17 protein-coding genes and 1 pseudogene are annotated in these 18,556 nt (G+C 67.9%); 9 read left to right on the forward strand and 9 right to left on the reverse strand.

Features of this window, described 5'->3' with window-relative positions; all coding sequences use genetic code 11:
• Positions 1–21: 21 nt before the first annotated feature.
• From ACWV14_RS13930 to ACWV14_RS13940, 3 genes are all read right to left on the reverse strand, one after another.
• Positions 22–897: an amidohydrolase family protein gene (locus tag ACWV14_RS13930; RefSeq protein WP_454909151.1), complete on the reverse strand. Its 876-nt coding sequence runs from the start codon at positions 895–897 to the stop codon at positions 22–24.
• Between the two features lie 22 nt (positions 898–919).
• Complete coding sequence (locus tag ACWV14_RS13935; protein WP_454909152.1) at positions 920–1,897, reverse strand: Bug family tripartite tricarboxylate transporter substrate binding protein; 978 nt, start codon at positions 1,895–1,897, stop codon at positions 920–922.
• 138 nt (positions 1,898–2,035) lie between these two features.
• Positions 2,036–2,953, reverse strand: coding sequence for a LysR family transcriptional regulator (locus ACWV14_RS13940; RefSeq protein WP_454909153.1), 918 nt, complete (start codon positions 2,951–2,953; stop codon positions 2,036–2,038).
• Positions 2,954–3,055: 102 nt separating this feature from the next.
• Here ACWV14_RS13940 and ACWV14_RS13945 point away from each other — a divergent pair, with 102 nt between their 5' ends.
• Genes ACWV14_RS13945 through ACWV14_RS13955 form a run of 3 tightly spaced genes read left to right on the forward strand, consistent with a single transcriptional unit; the run spans position 3,056 to position 5,830 of the window.
• Positions 3,056–4,450, forward strand: a complete 1,395-nt coding sequence (locus ACWV14_RS13945; RefSeq protein ID WP_454909154.1) for an acyclic terpene utilization AtuA family protein — start codon at positions 3,056–3,058, stop codon at positions 4,448–4,450.
• Complete coding sequence (locus ACWV14_RS13950; RefSeq protein ID WP_454909155.1) at positions 4,447–4,815, forward strand: AtuA-related protein; 369 nt, start codon at positions 4,447–4,449, stop codon at positions 4,813–4,815. The genes ACWV14_RS13945 and ACWV14_RS13950 overlap by 4 nt, the downstream gene beginning before the upstream one ends.
• Positions 4,816–4,864: 49 nt before the next feature.
• The gene (locus ACWV14_RS13955; RefSeq protein ID WP_454909156.1) at positions 4,865–5,830 is read left to right on the forward strand and encodes a Bug family tripartite tricarboxylate transporter substrate binding protein; all 966 of its coding nucleotides are present in this window, start codon (positions 4,865–4,867) and stop codon (positions 5,828–5,830) included.
• A 21-nt stretch (positions 5,831–5,851) separates the two neighbouring features.
• Here the strand turns inward: ACWV14_RS13955 and ACWV14_RS13960 are convergent, their stop codons facing one another.
• The gene (locus ACWV14_RS13960) at positions 5,852–6,628 is read right to left on the reverse strand and encodes an NAD(P)H-dependent oxidoreductase (protein ID WP_454909157.1); all 777 of its coding nucleotides are present in this window, start codon (positions 6,626–6,628) and stop codon (positions 5,852–5,854) included.
• Between the two features lie 89 nt (positions 6,629–6,717).
• On the opposite strand from ACWV14_RS13960, the gene ACWV14_RS13965 reads away from it, so the two are divergent.
• Positions 6,718–7,611 (forward strand): LysR family transcriptional regulator, encoded by an 894-nt coding sequence (locus ACWV14_RS13965; protein ID WP_454909158.1) that lies wholly within the window; start codon positions 6,718–6,720, stop codon positions 7,609–7,611.
• A gap of 6 nt (positions 7,612–7,617) precedes the next feature.
• On the opposite strand, the gene ACWV14_RS13970 is transcribed toward ACWV14_RS13965, so the two are convergent.
• The 5 genes from ACWV14_RS13970 to ACWV14_RS13990 all read right to left on the reverse strand — a co-directional run bounded on the left by ACWV14_RS13970 (position 7,618) and on the right by ACWV14_RS13990 (position 13,263).
• Positions 7,618–9,591 carry an ATP-binding protein gene (locus ACWV14_RS13970; RefSeq protein ID WP_454909159.1) on the reverse strand — a complete coding sequence of 658 codons (1,974 nt, stop codon included), beginning with the start codon at positions 9,589–9,591 and terminating at the stop codon, positions 7,618–7,620.
• A gap of 190 nt (positions 9,592–9,781) precedes the next feature.
• Positions 9,782–10,105 carry a DUF3325 family protein gene (locus tag ACWV14_RS13975; protein WP_454909160.1) on the reverse strand — a complete coding sequence of 108 codons (324 nt, stop codon included), beginning with the start codon at positions 10,103–10,105 and terminating at the stop codon, positions 9,782–9,784.
• A complete protein-coding gene (locus ACWV14_RS13980; protein ID WP_454909161.1) occupies positions 10,098–11,783 on the reverse strand; it encodes a PepSY-associated TM helix domain-containing protein in 1,686 nt (561 codons plus the stop codon). The genes ACWV14_RS13975 and ACWV14_RS13980 overlap by 8 nt, the downstream gene beginning before the upstream one ends.
• Positions 11,784–11,817: 34 nt before the next feature.
• Positions 11,818–12,114, reverse strand: a complete 297-nt coding sequence (locus ACWV14_RS13985; protein ID WP_454909162.1) for an iron uptake protein — start codon at positions 12,112–12,114, stop codon at positions 11,818–11,820.
• Positions 12,115–12,225: 111 nt separating this feature from the next.
• Positions 12,226–13,263 (reverse strand): AraC family transcriptional regulator, encoded by a 1,038-nt coding sequence (locus ACWV14_RS13990; protein ID WP_454909163.1) that lies wholly within the window; start codon positions 13,261–13,263, stop codon positions 12,226–12,228.
• Between the two features lie 182 nt (positions 13,264–13,445).
• Here ACWV14_RS13990 and ACWV14_RS13995 point away from each other — a divergent pair, with 182 nt between their 5' ends.
• The 5 genes and pseudogenes from ACWV14_RS13995 (at position 13,446) to ACWV14_RS14015 (ending at position 18,500) form a co-directional block, all read left to right on the forward strand.
• A complete protein-coding gene (locus ACWV14_RS13995) occupies positions 13,446–14,237 on the forward strand; it encodes an SDR family oxidoreductase (RefSeq protein WP_454909164.1) in 792 nt (263 codons plus the stop codon).
• 36 nt (positions 14,238–14,273) lie between these two features.
• Complete coding sequence (locus tag ACWV14_RS14000; RefSeq protein WP_454909165.1) at positions 14,274–15,512, forward strand: styrene monooxygenase/indole monooxygenase family protein; 1,239 nt, start codon at positions 14,274–14,276, stop codon at positions 15,510–15,512.
• 7 nt (positions 15,513–15,519) lie between these two features.
• Positions 15,520–16,755, forward strand: a pseudogene (locus tag ACWV14_RS14005) (styrene monooxygenase/indole monooxygenase family protein); the annotation flags it as partial.
• Positions 16,729–17,253, forward strand: a complete 525-nt coding sequence (locus tag ACWV14_RS14010) for a flavin reductase family protein (RefSeq protein WP_235507990.1) — start codon at positions 16,729–16,731, stop codon at positions 17,251–17,253. The pseudogene ACWV14_RS14005 and the gene ACWV14_RS14010, both read left to right, overlap by 27 nt.
• A gap of 14 nt (positions 17,254–17,267) precedes the next feature.
• Entirely contained in the window at positions 17,268–18,500 is a 1,233-nt protein-coding gene (locus ACWV14_RS14015; RefSeq protein WP_454909166.1) for a dienelactone hydrolase family protein, read from the forward strand.
• The last annotated feature ends 56 nt before the right edge of the window (positions 18,501–18,556 follow it).

Consider the following 18,556-nt stretch of genomic DNA (forward strand, 5'->3'; position numbering starts at 1 on the left):
GGGAGCGGCGCGCGGACGCGCTCAGTCGTACCAGTACAGGCGGGTCGGGTTGTCGACCAGCAGCCTGCGAAGCTGTGCCGTGTCGTCGCAGAACAGCGGCAGCAGGTCGACCAGCTTGCCGTCGTCGGGCATCTCGCGCACGTTGGGGTGCGGCCAGTCGGTGCCCCACAGCACGCGGTCGGGCGCGGCCTCGATCAGGCGGCGGGCGAAGGGCACTGCATCCGCGTAGGGCTGGCCCTGCGTCGAAAGGCTCTGCGAGATGCGCTCGGCGCCGCTCACCTTGACCCAGGCTCGCTCGTCGCGCATCAGGTCGAGCATCATGTCGCAGGCCTGCTGGTCGAGGCCGTGCTCGACCATCGTGCGGCCCATGTGGTCGATGACGAAGGGCACCGGCAGCGTGTCGAGGAACGCGCGGTAAGTGACGAGGTCTTCCGCGTCCAGGTGAAGCACCAGGTGCCAGCCGAGCGGACGGATGCGCTCGGCCATGCGCAGCACCGTGGGCAGGTCGGGCGCGCCGCCCAGGTGCTGCACGAAGTTGAAGCGCACGGAGCGCACGCCGGCCTTGTGCAGTGCGCCAAGCTCCGCGTCGCTGACGCCCGCGCCCACCATGGCCACGCCACGGTAACTGTCGGGCGACTGGGCGATGGCGTCGAGCATGGCGCGGTTGTCGTGGCCGTGCACGCTGGCCTGCACGAGCACCACGCGGTCGATGCCCAGCAGTTCGTGCAGCGCGCGCAGCTTGGCGGCAGGCGCATCTGGCGGTGTGTAGCGGCGGTTGTCCGAATACGGAAACACGTCGCCGGGGCCGAACACATGGCAATGCGCGTCGCAGGCGCCGGCAGGCAGGGTAAACGCCGGTCGGCTCGGATCGGGGTGGGGTGGGGCGATGGTCTTCAAGATGGTGTCCTTGCCGTTTTTCTCATTGCTTGGGAATGCCGGCGCGCTGGATCACGGCCGACCAGCGCCGGATCTCGCTGTCGAGCAGGCGCGCCTGCTCCTGCGGCGTGCTGCCGCGCGGCTCCACGCCCAGGGCCTGCAGCCGCTTCCTTACCTCGGGTGAGTCCAGCGCCGCGCGTGCTTCGCGGTTCAGGCGGGCGATCACGTCGGGTGGCGTATTGGCGGGCGCGGCCAGCGCATTCCACGAGGCGACCTGGAAGCCCGGTGTACCGCTCTCGGCCACGGTCGGCACATCGGGCAGGTTGGGGGCGCGCCTGTCGCCCATCACCGCCAGCGCGCGCAGCGCCTTCGCCTCGATCTGCGACAGCACCGGCGAGAGGATTTCCACCGCCACGTCGATCTGCCCACCGCGCAGTGCCGTGGTCACGGCCGGCGTGCCGTTGAAAGGCACGACCTGCGCGTCGATGCCCAGCGAGGTCTTGAGCAGTTCGCCGGCCAGGTTCTGCGTGCTGCCGACGTTGATGGTGCCGATGTTCAGCCGGCCCGGATTGGCCTTGGCATAGGCCACCAGGTCGGCGAAGGTCTTGAACTTGCCGTTGCCCTGCGCGAGCACCGCCATGTCGAAGTAGCCGAGCGTGGAGACAGGCGCGAAGTCTTTCACCGTGTCGTAGGGCAGCGACTTGAACAGGCCCGCGCTCACCGCGTTGCCGTTGGACATGAGCAGCAAGGTGTGGCCGTCCGGCGCGGCCTTGGCAACGGTGTCGGAAGCCACCACGCCACCGGCGCCGGGCTTGTTGTCGATCACGATGCTCTGGCCCATCGATTCGGACATCTTCTGCGCCACGCTGCGCGCGACCAGGTCGGCCACGCCGCCGGCACCGAAGGGCACCACCAGGCGGATCGGCCGGGAAGACAGGGGTGCGGCCAGCGCATACGGTGCGCCGGCGGCGGCAGCCAGGGCCAGCATCAGGCCGACGAAGCTGCGACGGGAATCTCTCATAGGTCTCCTTTGGTATAGGCGCGGCCTCTTTCACCGCTGCGCCGCACTATTCCCGAGGAGCCGACCTGCAGCAATATCGTGATCGCACTGGGAGATATAGCTTTTCGGCATGGCAGGCACGCGGTGCCCGCGCTGGCTTCAGTCCAGCCGCAACGAGCCGAGCCGCGCGACGATCAGGTCGTACAGCGTCTGCGCCGCGACCGACAGGCTGCCTTCGCGCCGCTGCACCAGGTACAGCGTGCGCGTGAGCGCGGGCAGGGGCAGCGGGCGGGTCACCAGCGTTTCGCGCTGGAAGTGGAACAGCGTGAGCGCCGGCACCACGCTGATGCCCAGCCCTGCTTCGACCAGCCCCATGACGGTGGCCAGGTGCTCCACCTCGAACACCGCGTTCAGTCGCTGCGGATGCAGCGCGGCGTCAAGCGCCTGCCGCACGCTGCTGTTGCGCGCCATCTGGATGAACGGATGCGGCGCGATTTTCTTGACCGTGAGGCGTGGCTCGCGCGCCAGCGGATGGTCGGCCCGGCACACCAGGTGAAATCGGTCGCTGCACAGCTTGCGCGCGCGCAGGTCGCTGCCCGCCGCGGCCTCCGCGCCCGAGGCGGCGAGCGCGAAGTCGGCCTGGCCGGCGCGCACCAGCGCGATGCAGGCGTCTGACAGCGCGTCGTCCAGGTCGATGCGGATGCCGGGCCATGCCTGCATGAATTCCGCGAACACCGCTGGCAGCCAGCCGGCCGCGAGCGAGGGCAGGGCGGCCACGCGCACGCGGCCCTTGCGGCGCTCCACGTGGTCGGCCAGGTCGACCATCGCATTGCCCATGTCGTCGAGCAGCCGGCGCGCCGAGCCTTCGAACAGCAGGCCCTCGGGCGTGAGCTGCACGCTGCGCGTGTCGCGGTCGAAAAGCCGCGTGCCGACGGCGTCTTCGAGCGTGCGGATCAGCGCACTGAAGGCCGGTTGCGACAGATGGCTGGTCTGCGCCGCGCGCGTGAAGTTGCGGTGCTCGGCCAGCGCGAGAAAGGCACGCAGCTGCCGCGTGGAGAGGTCTGGCGTCTTTTTCATGTCTCTGGGTTCCGGTGGCCGGATACGTTATTTGAAAACCGGATCAATCGATCCGAATTTTCGATTTTACGGATGAGGGAGGGCTGCCTACAGTGCGACTCGATGAACTCCATTGCTGCAACGCCCACGCTGTTGATTGGATGCGCGGCCGGCTTCTCGGGCGACCGCACCGACGCTGCCGGCCCCGTGGTCGACACGCTGATCGCGCGTCTCGCGCAAGGCCCCGCTGGGCGGCGCGCGTTCCTCATCTTCGAGACGCTGGCCGAGCGCACGCTGGCGCTGGCGCAGTTGCGCCGCCGCGCCAACCCCGATGCCGGCTACGAACCGCTGCTCGACGACATGCTGCGGCCGGTGCTGGCGCGCTGCCTGGCGCATGGCATCCGCATCGTGAGCAACTTCGGCGCCGCCAACCCGCGCGCCGCCGCCCGGCACATCGCCCGCATGGCGCGCGAACTGGGCGCCAGTGCCCCGCGCATTGCGGTGGTGGAGGGCGACGACCTCTCGGGCGCCGAACATCGCGCAGTGCTGCGCGAAGCACTCGGCGCGCGAATGGAGGGGCTGCACGTGGTCAGCGCCAATGCCTACATTGGCGCCGAGCCGATCGCTGCCGCGCTCGACGCGGGCGTGCAGATCGTGGTGTGCGGCCGGGTGGCCGACCCGTCGCTCACGGTGGGGCCGGCCATGTCGCACTTCGGCTGGCGCGCCGACGACTGGGACCGGCTGGGCCGCGCCACCATGGCCGGCCATCTGCTCGAATGCGGCGCGCAGGTGTGCGGCGGCTACTTTGCCGACCCCGGCTACAAGGATGTGCCGGGGCTCGAGTCGGTCGGCTTTCCCATCGCGGAGATCGATGCCGACGGCGGCTGCGTCATCGGCAAGGCCGACGGCACCGGCGGCCTCGTGACCGAAGCCACGGTGAAGGAGCAACTGCTCTACGAAGTGCACGACCCCGCCGCCTACCTGACGCCCGATGTGGTGGCAGACATTGCCGACGCCGAGGTGCGTGCATTGCCGGGCGCGGACCGCGTCGAACTGCGCGGCGTTTGCGGGCATGAGCGGCCGCGCAATTACAAGGTCAATGTCTGCCATGAAGGCGGCTGGCTGGCCGAGGGCGAAATTTCCTACGCGGGCCCTCGCGCCGAAGCGCGCGCGCGGCTCGCGGCCGACGTGCTGAAGAAACGGCTCGACGGCCTTGAACTGCGCATCGACCTGATCGGCGCGCTGAGCATCCTCGGCGACGACGCGGGCCTTGCGCTGGCGGACACGCCCGACAGCGGCCTGCGCGACGTGCGCCTGCGCGTCGCGGCCACCCATGCCGACCGTACCCAGGCCGAACGGCTCGGCCGCGAGGTGATGGCGCTCTACACCTGCGGCCCGGCTGGCGGTGGCGGCGTGCGCACCGCGCTCACGCCGAGGCTCAACACGCTGTCGTGCCTGCTGTCGCGCGAGGCGGTTCCGGTGCGCTTCGAACTGCTGGCCGCGGAGGAACTCGCATGAGCAAGATTCTTGAAGACACCATCGACGTGCCTCTCTACCGCGCGGCCCACGGCCGTACCGGCGACAAGGGAGATCGTTCCAACATCAGCGTCATCGCCTGGCATGCCGGGCTGTATCCGCTGCTGGCCGAACAACTCACGCCCGAGCGCGTGGCCGCGCAGTTTCGCCACCGTGCGCCGTCGCAGGTGCAGCGCTTCCTGTTGCCGAAGCTGCACGCGATGAACTTCGTGCTCGACGCGGTGCTCGACGGCGGCGTCAACGATGCGCTGAATCTCGATGCGCACGGCAAGGCGCTTTCTTTCCTGCTGCTCGACATGCCCGTTCGCGTGCCGCGCTCGCTCGTGCCTTTGCTGGCCGGGCCATAGCGTCGGCTTTCACTTTTTCTACTGCCCATTCAAATCCGGAGACAAAACAATGAAACGATTTCCCCTGGCCGTGCTGACCACCGCGCTGGCGCTTGCGCCGCTGCTGGGCCATGCACAGGCCTTCCCCGAGAAAGCCATCACCTTCGTCGTGCCCTTCGCGGCCGGCACCGCCACCGACCAGATCGCGCGCGCACTCGGCAACCAGATCGCGACCGAGACCAGGCAGGCTGTCATCATCGACAACAAGGCCGGCGCCAGCGGCTTCATCGCCTCGCAGAACGTGGCCAAGGCACCTGCCGACGGCTACACGGTGCTGATCACCACCAACACCACGCATGCCGCCAACGAGCACCTGTTCAAGAAGCTGCCCTACGACCCGGTGAAAGACTTCGCACCCGTTGCCGCCCTGGGCAAGGGCGGGCAGATCATGGTGGTGAACCCGTCGTTTCCTGCGAAGAGCGTGGCCGAGTTCATCGCGCTCGCGAAGAAGGAGCCGGGAAAATACAGCTTCGGCAGCGGCAGTTCGTCGAGCCGCATGGCGGGCGAACTGCTGCAGCAGATGGCCGACATCAAGCTGCTGCACGTGCCCTACAAGAGCAACACGCTCGCCGTGACCGACCTGCTGGGCAGCCAGATCAACATGATGATCACCGACACCGCCACCGGCCTGCCGCAGGTCAAGGCCGGCAAGCTGCGCGCGCTGGGCATTTCCAGCTCTGCGCGCTCGCCGCTCGCGCCCGACCTGCCCACCATTTCCGAAGCCGGCGTGAAGGGCTACGAGATGGGCTACTGGTTCGCCGCCTATGCGCCGGCGAAGACGCCGCCCGCCGTGGTCAAGCGGCTCAACGAGCTGCTGGTGAAGGCCGCGAAGAGCGAGGCGGCGAAGACCGCGTTCTACGAACCCACCGGCACCGAGGTGTTCACCACCTCGCCCGATGAACTTGCGAAGTTCCAGGCGGCCGAGTCGCAGAAATGGGGCCGCATCGTGAAGGCCGCCGGCATCGAGGCCGAGTAGCCCGCGCGCCGTAGCGCTTCCTCAAGCGGTGTGCACTGAAAAGCCCGTCTTGCCCGGCGCGATGTCCTCGCGCAGGGTGAGCGCGGGAATCTCGTAGTCGCCGGCGTTCTGGCGGCGGAACGGGATCGGTTCGGTCGTGAAGAGCGTGTCGAGCCGCTGTCCCAGTTCCCCGGTGATGCGTGCGTAGGCGGCATCGTCGATCTTGTTCGTGCGATGCACCACGTAAGGCGGCAGCACGTCGAAGCCCGGGTAATAGAGGATGCCGTGCTGGATGGGAAACAGCAGGTCGTCCATCGGCCCGTTGATGCCGCGCGGCGCGTAGTGCGACGCCCAGCCACCGGTCGTCACCACCAGCATCGCGCGCTTGCCGGCCATCACGCCTTCGCCGAAGCGGTCGCCCCAGTGGGTGTCTGAATGTTCGCCGAGGCCGTAGGCAAAGCCATACGCGTAGATGCGTTCGACCCAGCCCTTGAGGATGGCGGGCATCGAGTACCACCACAGCGGGAACTGCAGGACTACGGCGTCCGCCCACAGCAGTTTTTCCTGTTCGGCGGCGATGTCGGCCGTTTGCGTGCCGGCCTCGAAGGCATGGAGCGAGTCAAGCACGGGGTCGAAGCGCGCGGCGGTGTCGCGCGCGGGAAAATCGTCGGCATCGAGCGCGGGTTTCCAGCGCATGGCGTACAGGTCGGATACCTGCACGGAATGGCCGGCGGCCGCGAGGCGCTCGAGCATGAAACGATGGAGCGCGCCATTGAGCGAGGCGGCTTCGGGGTGGGCAAGTACCAGCAGGATGTTCATGGTTCCACAGAGGTCGGAATGAAGATGCCCGCAGGTTAGGCTTCGTGGCGATATATTGGAAATGAATAGTTTGAATTCCAGGAATTGCCATGAACAATTTCAGCCGCCTCGACCTCAACCTGCTGGTCACGCTTGACACACTGCTGGCCGAACGCAACGTAACGCGCGCGGCCGATCGGCTGAACCTGTCGCAGCCCTCCGTGAGCGTGCAGCTTGCCAAGCTGCGCGAAGCCTTCGACGACCCGCTGCTGGTGCCCGCGCAGCGCGGCATGCGGCCCACCGCGCGCGCCGACGAGCTGCGCGAGCCTCTGCGCGAGGCGCTCGAATCGCTGGGCCGCGCGGTGGCGCCCACGCGGCCTTTCGACCCTGCCGAGGCGACCACCACCTGGCGCGTTGCCGCTGCCGACTATGCCGAGTCGGCCATCCTGCTGCCGGCGCTGGCCGGGCTGCGTGCCGCGGCGCCGCACACGCGGCTGGCCGTGGTGGAGGCGGTGCCCTCGCGCATGGCGCGGCAGCTGGAGCAGGCGGAGGTCGACCTGTTCTTTCACACCAGTGTGGGTGCGCAGCCCGGGCTGCACCGGCGCGTGCTGTTCCAGGAGCGCTATGTGCTGGCTGGGCGGGAAGGGCATCCGCGCCTGAAGCGGCGGCCGACGCTCGCACAGTTCTGCGCGCTGGAGCATGTGGTGGTGTCGCCCGGGGGCGGCGGTTTTGCCGGGCCGACGGACGAGGCGCTGGCCGAAAAGGGCCTGACGCGGCGCGTGGCGCTGTCGGTGCCGCACTTCCTTTTCATGATGTCGGTATTGGCCAGCACCGACATGGTCGCGATGCTGCCAGAGCGGCTGGCGCGCGGCGCGGCGGGGCTGCGTGTCGTGGAGGCACCGCTCGAGGTGCCTGGCTACGAGATGGCGATGCTCTGGCACGAACGCAGGCACCGCGACCCCGCGCACAAGTGGCTGCGCGAGCAGATCGCGGCGAGCCTCTGAAGGGACTCAAATGAGATCCAGGGCCTTCGCTGCTGTGTCGACGTCGCGGTGAAGAGGCAGCCAGAGCGTGAACCGGGTGCCGGCGCTGCTGGATTCCCAGCTCACCTTGGCGCCGATGGCCTGCGCACGCTGCTGCTGGTTGCGCAGCCCGCGGCCATGCCGGCGCAGGGCCTCTTCCACGGCGAAGCCCTCGCCGTTGTCCTCGATCACCACGCACACGCCGTCGTCTGTTGTCGCGGTGCTGAAGCAGATGGTGGAGGCCCGCGTGTGGCGCAGCACGTTGGCCACGCATTCCTGCACGATGCGCAGGATGTGCAATGCGCTGTTCGGGTCCAGCCAGGCCAGCACGGGCACGGGCTGCACCTCCCAGCGCAGCGCGACGCCGGCGCTCTCGATGCGCGGCGCCAGGCGAAAACGCAGGGTCGCCAGCAGCAGCAGCAGGTCGGCGTCCACGCTTTCCATGGAGTCGATCACCAGCTTCAGGTCTTCCATGCAGCTCTTGAGCACGCTCGAAATCTCGGCCTCGTTCATGGTGCCGCGCTCGACCGAGCGGATGGCGCTGATCAGCGATGAACCCAGGCCGTCGTGCATGTCCTGCATCAGGCGCCGCCGTTCGGCATTGAGCATCTGCTGGTTCTCGATCACGCGCAGGCGCTGGTAGCTTTGCTCCAGTTCGGCTTCGCGTGCCCGCAGCCGCAAGACCAGTTCCGTATTCAGCCGTCCCACCTCGGCAAACGCGCCGGTGTAGCGCTGGAACATGATGAAAGAGAACACGAAGAACAGGCCGATGACGGCGTAGGGCGAGGTGTACACGCTCTCCGGGCTGACCAGGTTGTTCTGCAGGAGCCCGTCGTAGGAGGTGAACACGACGGCGAAGACAGTCCAGCCCGCCACCAGCCGGCCCTCGGGCAGTTGCGCCCGCAAGGCCTTGCGCAGGTTCACGGCAAAGATCAGCACCGCCACGGGCAATACCGCCAGGTTGAGCAGCGGCGTGAACAGGTACAGGCTGACGATCGACGTCGACAGATTCGGCAGCGTCGCGACATTGCAGGCCAGCGTCAGGCCCAGCGCCAGCCGGGTCAGCCAGGCCGAGGGCTGCTGGTGCAGGCGCTGCAGGAACAGGTGGATGAGGACGATCAGCCAGAGCAGGCTGGCCACGGTCACCCATTCGAACCATTCGTCCGAAATCGGCAGGTAGCTGCCGCCCACGTAGTAGTGAAGCATCCGCAGGAACGCCACTGCCGAGATGGCGGAGAACAGCAGGTAGAGCGATTCGCGCCGCTTGCCCAGCCACACCGCGAATGCGAAGGCGCCCACCGCCAGGAATGCCGCGCTGCCCATGAACGGCAACTGCACCTGCAGCATCTGGCGCGACTGGTAGCGCCAGGCCAGGGCATTCTCGTCGCCCACCCACACCGTGGAGAACCCGCTTCCGCTGTTGCGCAGGCGGTCGACCCGGATCAGCACGGACTTCGGAGACAGCGTGTTCGCGGTCGCGTTCAGCGGCAGCAGCAGCGGATGGTTGTAGCCGTTGTGGATGGGGCTGCCGTGCGACTGGTAGAGCAGCACGCCGTCGCCGTAGACGGCAATGTGCCCCAGGGTTTTCCAGCGCGGGAGGTAGAGAACGCGTTGCTGCGTCGTCCGGGGCTGGCCCGACAGGTCGATGCGGTACCAGTCGGTGACGGCCCGCATGCCGCTCGAGGCCGTGGGCACGAGTTCACGCAAGGCCGTGTACGGGAGGCTGACCGGCTTCCAGCCGGCGCTCGGCAGCGTGGCGTCTTCGATGTGCTGGGGCGGGAGGGAATAGCCCGTACCGGTCACGGACAGCAGTTCCGCCCGGGTGATGTGGACGGCGGTGTACTCGCTCCGCGGCGATTCATCGGCGTGCGCAAAGGGCAGGATGGCCAACAGCAGCAGCGCCAGCCAGAGCTTTGCGATCGATTGGCCGATTCGCCAACAGCCTTTGCGGCCAAGCCTCATAGATCGCTTCTGCCTTGGAAATCTTGTTCAGCTTGCTATAGGTGCGCCGGATGAATGCCGGGACCGGCCCGCTTCCGCGCGGCCGCCATTATGTCGTTGACCAACCCGGCTTCCCGCTTGCCGGAGAATACTTTTTCGTGACAGGCAGGGGCGCCGGGGCTGGCTTTGCCCCCCGGGGTCGAGGGGCGTCTCAGGCGGCCGGGCGGACCCAGGCCACCAGCAAGGCGAGCCAGCGGGCCTTCCAGGCGGCGGTGAACGCGATGGTCAGCGCGGCGCCGGCCAGCGTCATGAACCACACGAGCGAAGCCATCGAGGCGTGGTCGACCGCCAGGCACAGCAGCAGCGATGCCAGCAGCCCCGATACGCCAAGCACTCGAAGCAGCACGACCGTGCCACGCGACGCGGGCACAGGGCCGAACGCCTGTTCCCAATGAACGTCCATGGCCAGCGCCAGCCAGCCCAGGCCGGCGATGTTGGCCGCCACGGCCAGCAGCAGGAGGAGGGCGTCAGGCACGGGCGCTCTCCTCCACGCCGGCGGCAGCCGCGCGAGGTGTCGCCACGGCGGCGGCCATGCCGGCGCGACGGCCGAGCTTGCGTGCGGCCATTAGCGCGACCGCCGCGCTCGCGAGCATGAACAGGTCGACGCCGGCCACGGGCCAGTAGCCCTGGCCGATGGTGCGCAGCAGGTGGTCCCCGGTGGTCGCCCAGTTCAGCAGCACCGCAGCCACGGCCATGACGGCTACGGCCCAGCACTGCTCCGCCCAGGCCGGCGCCATGCGCGCTTCGGCAACGGGCGCGGTGCGCCAGATGGCGTGCGCGAACGCGAGCAGCCATGCGCCGCAGAAGATGTACTTTTCCCAGTCGCCGCGCGCCGGCAGGTCGTCCGGCAGCAGGCGGTTGCCGATCAGCATGGCGAGCGTGGCGACGAGCATGCCGGTCACGGTGCTCACCGCGAAGGCGTCGACCCAGCGCGCGCCGCCGCGCTCCTGCTTCGCATGCTGGCGCTTGCGCTTTTCCACGAAGAAGACGAAGCCGGTGGCAATGCACGCGCAGCCCGAGAGGCCGCCCAGCACATACAGCCACCTCAGCAGCCAGTGGCGGAAGTGCTGCAGGTGCAGGCCTGTAAGGAAGGTGTTGACGCTGGCCACGGGCGTGAGCGGCGGGTCTTCGCGCAGCACTTCGCCGGTCGAGGCCTTGAAGTGGATGCCTTCGCCCGTCAGCGCGATGCGGTCGGTGCCGGCGCGGTACACGCTGACGTAGCTGTTGGCGTCGCCTACGTGCTGCACGCTGAGGAAGCCGACGTCGCCGGCCATGTCCTTGGCGGCCCAGCGGCGCTTGGCCTCGGCCACCATGGCGTCCACCGAAGCCAGCGTGCCGGGCACGCCCGCGCGGTCGTGCGGCAGGCCGGTTTCCATTGCCTCGTGCTTTTCATGCAGGTCGTGCAGCGGCTTGAGCTGGGTGTCGGTGATCGGAAAGTAGATGCTGCCGAAGATCACCAGCCCCGAGAAAGCGAAGATGAAATGGAAGGGCAGTGCCACCACGCCGGTCAGGTTGTGCAGGTCGAGCGTGCTGCGCTGCATGTGCTTGCGCGGGCGGAAGGTGAAGAGCTCGCGGAAGATCTTGCGGTGCATGACGACGCCGCTGACCAGCGCCACCAGCATGACGAGCGCCGAGAACCCGACGATGAAGTAGCCCAGGTTCTTCCACTCCAGGTGCAGGCTGTAGTGCAGCGGGTAGAAGAACTGGCTGCCGATCTTCAGGTGGTCGTCGGGAAGCAGCCTGCCGTTGCGCGGGTCGATGGTGCGGTCGCCGAAAACGCTGTCTTCGGGGTCCTTGGCATTGGGCAGCTCATAGCTGGAGAACAGGCTGAGCACCGGGTCGCGGTGCGTGGTGTACGCGCCCCAGCTCTTGACCACCGGAAAGCTGTCGGCCATGGGGCCGCTCACGCGGCTGCGGGCCTGCTCGATGCTCTGGGCGCTGGGCTTCATCTCCTGGAAGACGGGCAGCAGCATCTTGTCGAACGACGGCATGGGCTGCGGCTCGAAGCGGGTCGAGGGAATCGCCCAGCGGTCGATCTCGCGGTCGAACACCGAAAGAGAGCCGAAGAAGAAGACGACCATCAGCACGAAGCCCAGCACAAGGCCGAACCACGTATGAAGCCAGGCCATCGAGAGGCGGAAATTCTGAAACACGGACTTGGGTCTCCTTGCGCGTGCGCGCCAACAATCAGAGCAGCGCGCGCTGCACCAGCCAGGCGGCACCAGCCATGAGCGCGCCGCCGCCGGCCAGCACCAGCCACACGCGCGCCAGGCTGTGTGCCGAGAACGCCCAGAGGAACGCGACCAGGAAGACGATGAAGCCGACGATGTAGCCCAGCGCTTCGGCGTCGTGGAATTCCATGCGGGCCGCGAACAGCAGGCCGATGGCCAGGGCGATGAAACCCCAGGTGAAGGCGTAGCCGCCGAGCATGCCGGCGGCAATGCGCCAGGCGATGCGGGAAGGAGAAACGTTTGAAACGGTCATGCTGTCGAGGCGGCGTGGCGCGGTGGTGAGCCGCGCGGATACGTCTTGAGCCAGGTCGGCCGCCTCGAACGAATAGCCGATTCGACGCCCTGAATCAAATAAGAACTATTCTCATAGTGTCTTGATTTCGCCGCCGCAAGCCCTATGCGCTAGCGTCTCGGAGGGCTTTTCGCCGAAGCGGGCGCGGTACTGCGCCGCGAAATGACCGAGGTGAAGAAAGCCGTATTTCTCCGCCGTCTCGCGCACGCCGCCACCGTCGTTGCGCTGCGCCGCCGCCAGCAGGTCGGCCCGCACCCTGTCGAGCCTGAGTTCCCTCAGGAACTCCATCGGCCCCTGGCCCGCATGCTGGCGAAACGCCAGTTGCAACGCCCGCGCACTGCAGCCGACCTCGCGGCACACGTCGGCCAGCGACACCGGCTGCTCGGCGTGCGCAGCCATGAACTCCTGCGCCTTGCGGACCACGCGCGGCATCAGGCCGCGCTGCGCGTCGCCGGCCAGGGCACCCGAGTGGTTGTGCCGCGCCGACATCAGCAGGCTCGCCATCAGGTAGGCCTCTGCATGCTCGGCCAGGCGATTGCCGCCGGCCTGCAGAGAGTTGCCGGCGTCGAGCGTGAGCCGCAGGTAGTCGATAAAATGCACCAGCGGCGCCAGCGCGGGGTTGTCGAGCGGCACGCCGAGCTCGAACACCAGCGCCTGCCGCACCGGCGCTTGCAGCAGCGCCTCGAGCCGCGACTGCAGCGCCGGACGGGCCAGCCGCACGATCAGGTGCGGACTGTCGTTGGCCCAGCGCATCGAGAGCTGTTCGGTCGGCGACGGCAGCGAGGCGAGGCTGGGCGTGGCTTCGACCTGCTGCGCGCCGCAGCGGATGTCCGCGCCGCCGCGCAGCGGAATCTGCAGCAGGAAGAAGTCTTGCAGATAGCCCGGGTCGATCTGCACGCCCGGGCCGTACTGCACATAGTTGAGGCTCACGTCCCGGTGCAGGCGCGCGCTGTGGTGGCAGGCGTCCAGTTCGGTGCGCGGCCGCAGCATGGTCAGGCCGTGCGGGCAGAACACGCGGGCCACGCTTTCGCGCGCCTCGTCCATGTCGTGGCTTTCGAACAGTCGGTAGCGCTGCAGCGGCAGCCGTGGGGTCGTGGCGGCGGTTTCCATGGGGCTGGGGCACCGTAGCAAAAACCATCCCCGCCCACAATTCGGATCGCCCCTCGTCAAAAACATGCGCGGCAGGGACAGCGCCTGCGCTTGCGGGATGCGTTCGCGCGCTCCGACCTCCTAACGTACGACCCCACGGGCCAGCCCGGCCCGGTCGATCCACCAAGAGGAGAGCCAGCGTCATGTTCAAGGGACTCGAAGGCAAGAGCGCCATCGTCACCGGCGGTGCCACATTGATAGGAGCCGGCGTGGTGCGCGCGCTGCACGCAGCCGGGGTGAAGGTGACCATCGCCGACATCGACGCCGCCAACGGACAGGCGCTGGCGGATTCGCTGGGCGCCGGCGCGCTCTTCGCGCACACCGACATCACCGACGACGCCCAGGTGGCGGCATGCGTGGCCCAGGCCGCGCAGCGGCACGGCGGCGTGCATTTTCTGGTGAACCTCGCGTGCTCCTATGTGGACGACGGCTTCAAGTCGCCGCGCGCCGACTGGCTCACCTCGTTCAACGTGAACGTGGCCAGCGCGGTGGCGATGCTGCAGGCGGTGCATCCGCACATGGTCGAGGCCGGCGGCGGGGCGGTGGTCAATTTCACGAGCATCTCGTCGCGCGTGGCGCAGACCGGGCGCTGGCTGTACCCGGTCAGCAAGGCCGCGATGGCGCAGCTCACCCGCAACATGGCGATGGACCTGGCGGGCGACCGCATCCGGGTGAACAGCGTGTCGCCGGGCTGGACGTGGTCGGCCGTGATGGACCGCCTGAGCAACGGCGATCGTGCCAAGACCGACCGCGTGGCCGCGCCTTTCCACCTGCTCGGCCGCGTGGGCGACCCCGACGAGGTGGCGCAGGTGGTGCTGTTCCTGTGCTCGGACCACGCGAGCTTCGTGACCGGCGCCGACTACGCAGTGGACGGCGGCTACGCGGCCATGGGCCCCGAGCAGGCCGTGCCGGCCATTCCCAAGTTGATGGACTGATCCAAGCAACCGAACAAGCAAGCAAGGAGCAAGGCAATGAAGCGAATCGCAATCGTCGGCGCGGGCCAGTCGGGCCTGCAACTGGGGCTCGGCCTGCTGGGCGCGGGCTACGAAGTCACGATGTTCAGCAACCGCACGGCAGACGACATACGCAACGGCAAGGTGATGTCGAGCCAGTGCATGTTCCACACCTCGCTGCAGATCGAGCGAGACCTCGGGCTCGACCACTGGGCCAAGGAGTGCCCCACGGTCGACGGCATCGGCCTGGCCGTGCCGCACCCCGAGCAGAAGGGCGCCAAGGCCATCGACTGGACGGCCCGGCTGAACTCGAGCGCGCAGTCGGTCGACCAGCGCGTGAAGATCCCGGCATGGATGGCCGAGTTCCAGAAGAAGGGCGGCGAGCTGGTCTTCAAGGACGCAGGCATCGACGAACTCGAAACCTGCACGCAAACGCATGACCTCACGCTGGTAGCGAGCGGCAAGGGCGAGATCTCGAAGCTCTTCGAGCGCGACGCCCACAAGTCCACCTTCGACAAGCCGCAGCGCGCACTGGCGCTGACCTACGTGAAAGGCATGAAGCCGCGCGAACCGTTCTCTGCCGTTTGCTTCAACCTGATTCCCGGCGTGGGCGAGTACTTCGTGTTCCCTGCGCTCACGACCAGCGGGCCGTGCGAGATCATGGTGTTCGAAGGCATTCCAGGCGGGCCGATGGACTGCTGGGCCGACGTGAAGACGCCGCAGGAACACCTGGCGCGCAGCAAGTGGATCCTCGACACCTTCACGCCCTGGGAAGCCGAGCGCTGCAAGGACATCGAGCTGACCGACGACAACGGCATCCTCGCCGGCCGCTTCGCGCCCGCGGTGCGCAAGCCCATCGCCACGCTGCCGTCAGGGCGCAAGGTGCTGGGCCTGGCCGACGTGGTGGTGCTCAACGACCCGATCACCGGCCAGGGCTCGAACAACGCGGCCAAGTGCGCCGACGTGTACCTCAAGAGCATCCTCGCGCGCGGCGACGGCGCGGCCGATGCCTCGTGGATGCAGCAGACCTTCGACCGCTACTGGTTCGGCTATTCGCAGTGGGTCACGCAGTGGACCAACATGCTGCTCACGCCGCCGCCGCCCCATGTGCTGAAGCTGCTCGGCAGCGCCGGCGCGATGCCGACGCTGGCCAGCGCCTTCGCCAACGGCTTCGACGACCCGCGCACCTTCTTCCCGTGGTTCGCCGACCCGGTGGAGGCCGACCGCTACATCGAAACCTGCGCCGCCACGGCCTGACGACGCAATGAAAAGAAGCGTGGCCATCGTCGGCGCCGGCCAGTCCGGCATGCAGCTTGCGCTGGGCCTGCAGGCGGCCGGGCACGAGGTGACGGTTTTCTCGAACCGCAGCGCGCGGGAGATCCTCGAGGGGCCGGTCATGTCCAGCCAGTGCATGTTCGAGACCGCGCTGCAGACCGAACGCGAACTCGGGCTCGACTTCTGGGCCGGCGACTGCCCGCGCGTGGAAGGCATCGGCATGACGGTGCGCAACCCGCAGGGCGGCAAGGCCATCGAGTGGAGCGCTCGGCTCGACGGCGCGGCCCAGTCGGTCGACCAGCGCGTCAAGATCCACGGCTGGATGAATGCCTTCGAGCAACGCGGCGGCCGGCTCGTGCTGAAGGCCGTGGGGCTCGAGGCACTGGAGGCGTGCGCGCGCGCGCATGAGCTGGTAGTCGTGGCCAGCGGCAAGGGCGAGATTGCGAAGCTGTTCGAGCGCGATGCCGAACGCAGCGCGTTCGATGCGCCGCAGCGCGTGCTGGCGCTGACCTATGTGAAGGGCATGAAGCCGGCGCAGCCTTATTCGCGCGTGTGCTTCAACCTGATTCCCGGCGTGGGCGAGTACTTCGTGTTCCCCGCGCTCACGACCAGCGGCCCGTGCGAGATCATGGTGTTCGAAGGCATACCGGGCGGGCCGATGGACTGCTGGGCCGACGTGAGGACGCCGCAGGAGCACCTGGCGCGCAGCAAGCAGATCCTCGAAACCTTCCTGCCCTGGGAGGCCGAACGTTGCCAGAGCATCGAGCTGGCCGACGACAACGGCATCCTCATCGGCAGTTTCGCGCCCACGGTGCGCAAGCCCGTGGCCACGCTGCCGTCAGGGCGCAAGGTGCTGGGCCTGGCCGACGTGGTTGTCCTCAACGACCCGATCACCGGGCAGGGCTCGAACAACGCGGCCAAGAGCGCTCACATCTACCTCCAGCGCATCCTCGAAAACACCGACGCCTCCTTCGACGCGGCGTGGATGCAGCAGACCTTCGACCGCTACTGGGAGGGTTATGCCCGCTGGGCTACCGACTGGACCCGCAGCCTTCTCGCGCCGCCCACGCCGCACCTGCACAAGCTGCTGCAGAGCGCGACGCACATGCCTGCGGTCGCGAGCACGGTGGTCAACGGCTTCGACGATCCGCGCGCCTTCGCTCCCTGGTGGTTCGACGCTGTGGAGGCCGATCGCTTCCTGGAGGCCAGGGCGCGCGAGGCCGCGGTCGACCGCTTCGACCGCCGCGACTTCCGCAAGGCGCTGGGGCAGTTCTCTACCGGCGTGACCGTCATCACCACGCGCGCCATCGACGGGCGCCGCGTGGGCATGACGGCCAACTCGTTCTCTTCGGTGTCGCTCGATCCGCCGCTGGTGCTGTGGAGCCTGGCGCGCAACGCGCCGAGCGTGGCGGACTTCACGGGCGCCAGCCATTTCGCCATCAACGTGCTGGCGGCGCACCAGCATCACCTGTCGCGCCAGTTCTCGACGCCGCAGGCCGACAAGTTCGGCGGCGTGGACTGCTGCGAGGGCACGGCGGGCGTGCCCTTGCTCAACGATGTCATTGCGCGCTTCGTCTGCCGCAATGTCAGGCAGTATGACGGGGGCGATCACCTCATCTTCATCGGCGAGGTCGAGCGTTACGACCGCTTCGACGGCGAGCCGCTGGTCTTTCACTCGGGCTACTACCAGGTGACGACGCGGCACCCGGAATGTTTGCAATAGAACGGAGAACCCACATGCAAGAGAAAACCAAGGCTTCGGGCCAGTACATCCAGATGCAGGCCGCCGACGGCAGCGGCGCCTTCCGCGGCTACCTGGCGCTGCCCGAGTCGGGCACCGGCCCCGGCCTCGTGATCGCCCAGGAAATCTTCGGCATCAACCACACGATGCGCGAGGTGGCCGACTACTACGCCGAGGAAGGCTACGTGGTGCTGGTGCCCGACCTGTTCTGGCGCCAGGAGCCCGACGTGGAACTGGGCTACAGCGAAGCCGACTGGCAGCGTGCCTTTGCCCTGTACGGCGGCTTCGACGAAGCCAAGGGCATGCAGGACATGCAGACCGCCATCGACGCGCTGCGTGCCCGCACCGAGGTAATGGAAAAGAAGGTCGGCGTGCTGGGCTTCTGCCTTGGCGGCAAGCTCGCCTACCTCAGCGCCTGCCGCACCGACGCCGACGCGGTGGTCGGCTACTACGGCGTGGGCATCGACGCCGCGCTGGGCGAGGCCGACAACATCAAGTGCCCGCTGACCCTGCACATCGCCGAGCTCGACAAGTTCTGCCCGCCCGAGGCGCGCGACCGCATCGTGGCTGCGCTCAAGGGCCGGCCCGGCGTGCAGCTGCATGTCTACCCCGGCATGGACCACGCCTTTGCACGCGCCGGCGGCGAGCATTTCCACAAGCCCTCGGCGCTCATGGCGCACGAGCGCAGCATCGCCACGCTGAAAGACGCCATCGGCCCGCACTACGACCTCTCGGTGCTGTGGGACAAGCACTGCGAATACGAGTTCGGCACGCGCAACGTCGACGACACCATGAGCACCATGGTGGCCGAGCCCTACGTCAACCACATCCCGACCATGACCGGCGGCGTGGGCTACAAGGACCTGCACGCGTTCTATACGAACCACTTCGTCAACAGCAATCCGCCGGACACCGCGCTCACCTCCATCTCGCGCACCATCGGCGCCACCCAGGTGGTCGACGAACTGCTGTTCAGCTTCACCCACACCACCGAGATCCCGTGGATGCTGCCGGGCGTGGCGCCAACCGGCAAGCGGGTGGAAGTGCCGCTGCTGGCCGTCATCAAGTTCCGCGGCAACAAGCTCTATCACGAGCACATCTACTGGGACCAGGCCAGCGTGCTGGTGCAGGTCGGCCTGCTCGACCCCAAGCTGCTGCCGGTGGCGGGCATCGAGACGGCGCGCAAGCTGCTGGACGAGACCTTGCCATCGAACACGTTGATGCGCTGAGGCAATGAGGCCGGGCCGGCGCGGTCCGGCCACGGCATAGGCCATCCGTCGAATGC

This window comes from Variovorax durovernensis, from assembly GCF_977011995.1.

Bases quoted from the DNA above. Each gene is read 5' to 3' on its own strand.
- ACWV14_RS13935 (WP_454909152.1), bottom strand. From the start codon at position 1,897: ATGAGAGATTCCCGTCGCAGCTTCGTCGGCCTGATGCTGGCCCTGGCT.
- ACWV14_RS13940 (WP_454909153.1), bottom strand. From the start codon at position 2,953: ATGAAAAAGACGCCAGACCTCTCCACGCGGCAGCTGCGTGCCTTTCTC.
- ACWV14_RS13945 (WP_454909154.1), top strand. From the start codon at position 3,056: ATGAACTCCATTGCTGCAACGCCCACGCTGTTGATTGGATGCGCGGCC.
- ACWV14_RS13950 (WP_454909155.1), top strand. From the start codon at position 4,447: ATGAGCAAGATTCTTGAAGACACCATCGACGTGCCTCTCTACCGCGCG.
- ACWV14_RS13955 (WP_454909156.1), top strand. From the start codon at position 4,865: ATGAAACGATTTCCCCTGGCCGTGCTGACCACCGCGCTGGCGCTTGCG.
- ACWV14_RS13960 (WP_454909157.1), bottom strand. From the start codon at position 6,628: ATGAACATCCTGCTGGTACTTGCCCACCCCGAAGCCGCCTCGCTCAAT.
- ACWV14_RS13965 (WP_454909158.1), top strand. From the start codon at position 6,718: ATGAACAATTTCAGCCGCCTCGACCTCAACCTGCTGGTCACGCTTGAC.
- ACWV14_RS13970 (WP_454909159.1), bottom strand. From the start codon at position 9,591: ATGAGGCTTGGCCGCAAAGGCTGTTGGCGAATCGGCCAATCGATCGCA.
- ACWV14_RS13985 (WP_454909162.1), bottom strand. From the start codon at position 12,114: ATGACCGTTTCAAACGTTTCTCCTTCCCGCATCGCCTGGCGCATTGCC.
- ACWV14_RS13990 (WP_454909163.1), bottom strand. From the start codon at position 13,263: ATGGAAACCGCCGCCACGACCCCACGGCTGCCGCTGCAGCGCTACCGA.
- ACWV14_RS13995 (WP_454909164.1), top strand. From the start codon at position 13,446: ATGTTCAAGGGACTCGAAGGCAAGAGCGCCATCGTCACCGGCGGTGCC.
- ACWV14_RS14000 (WP_454909165.1), top strand. From the start codon at position 14,274: ATGAAGCGAATCGCAATCGTCGGCGCGGGCCAGTCGGGCCTGCAACTG.
- ACWV14_RS14015 (WP_454909166.1), top strand. From the start codon at position 17,268: ATGCAAGAGAAAACCAAGGCTTCGGGCCAGTACATCCAGATGCAGGCC.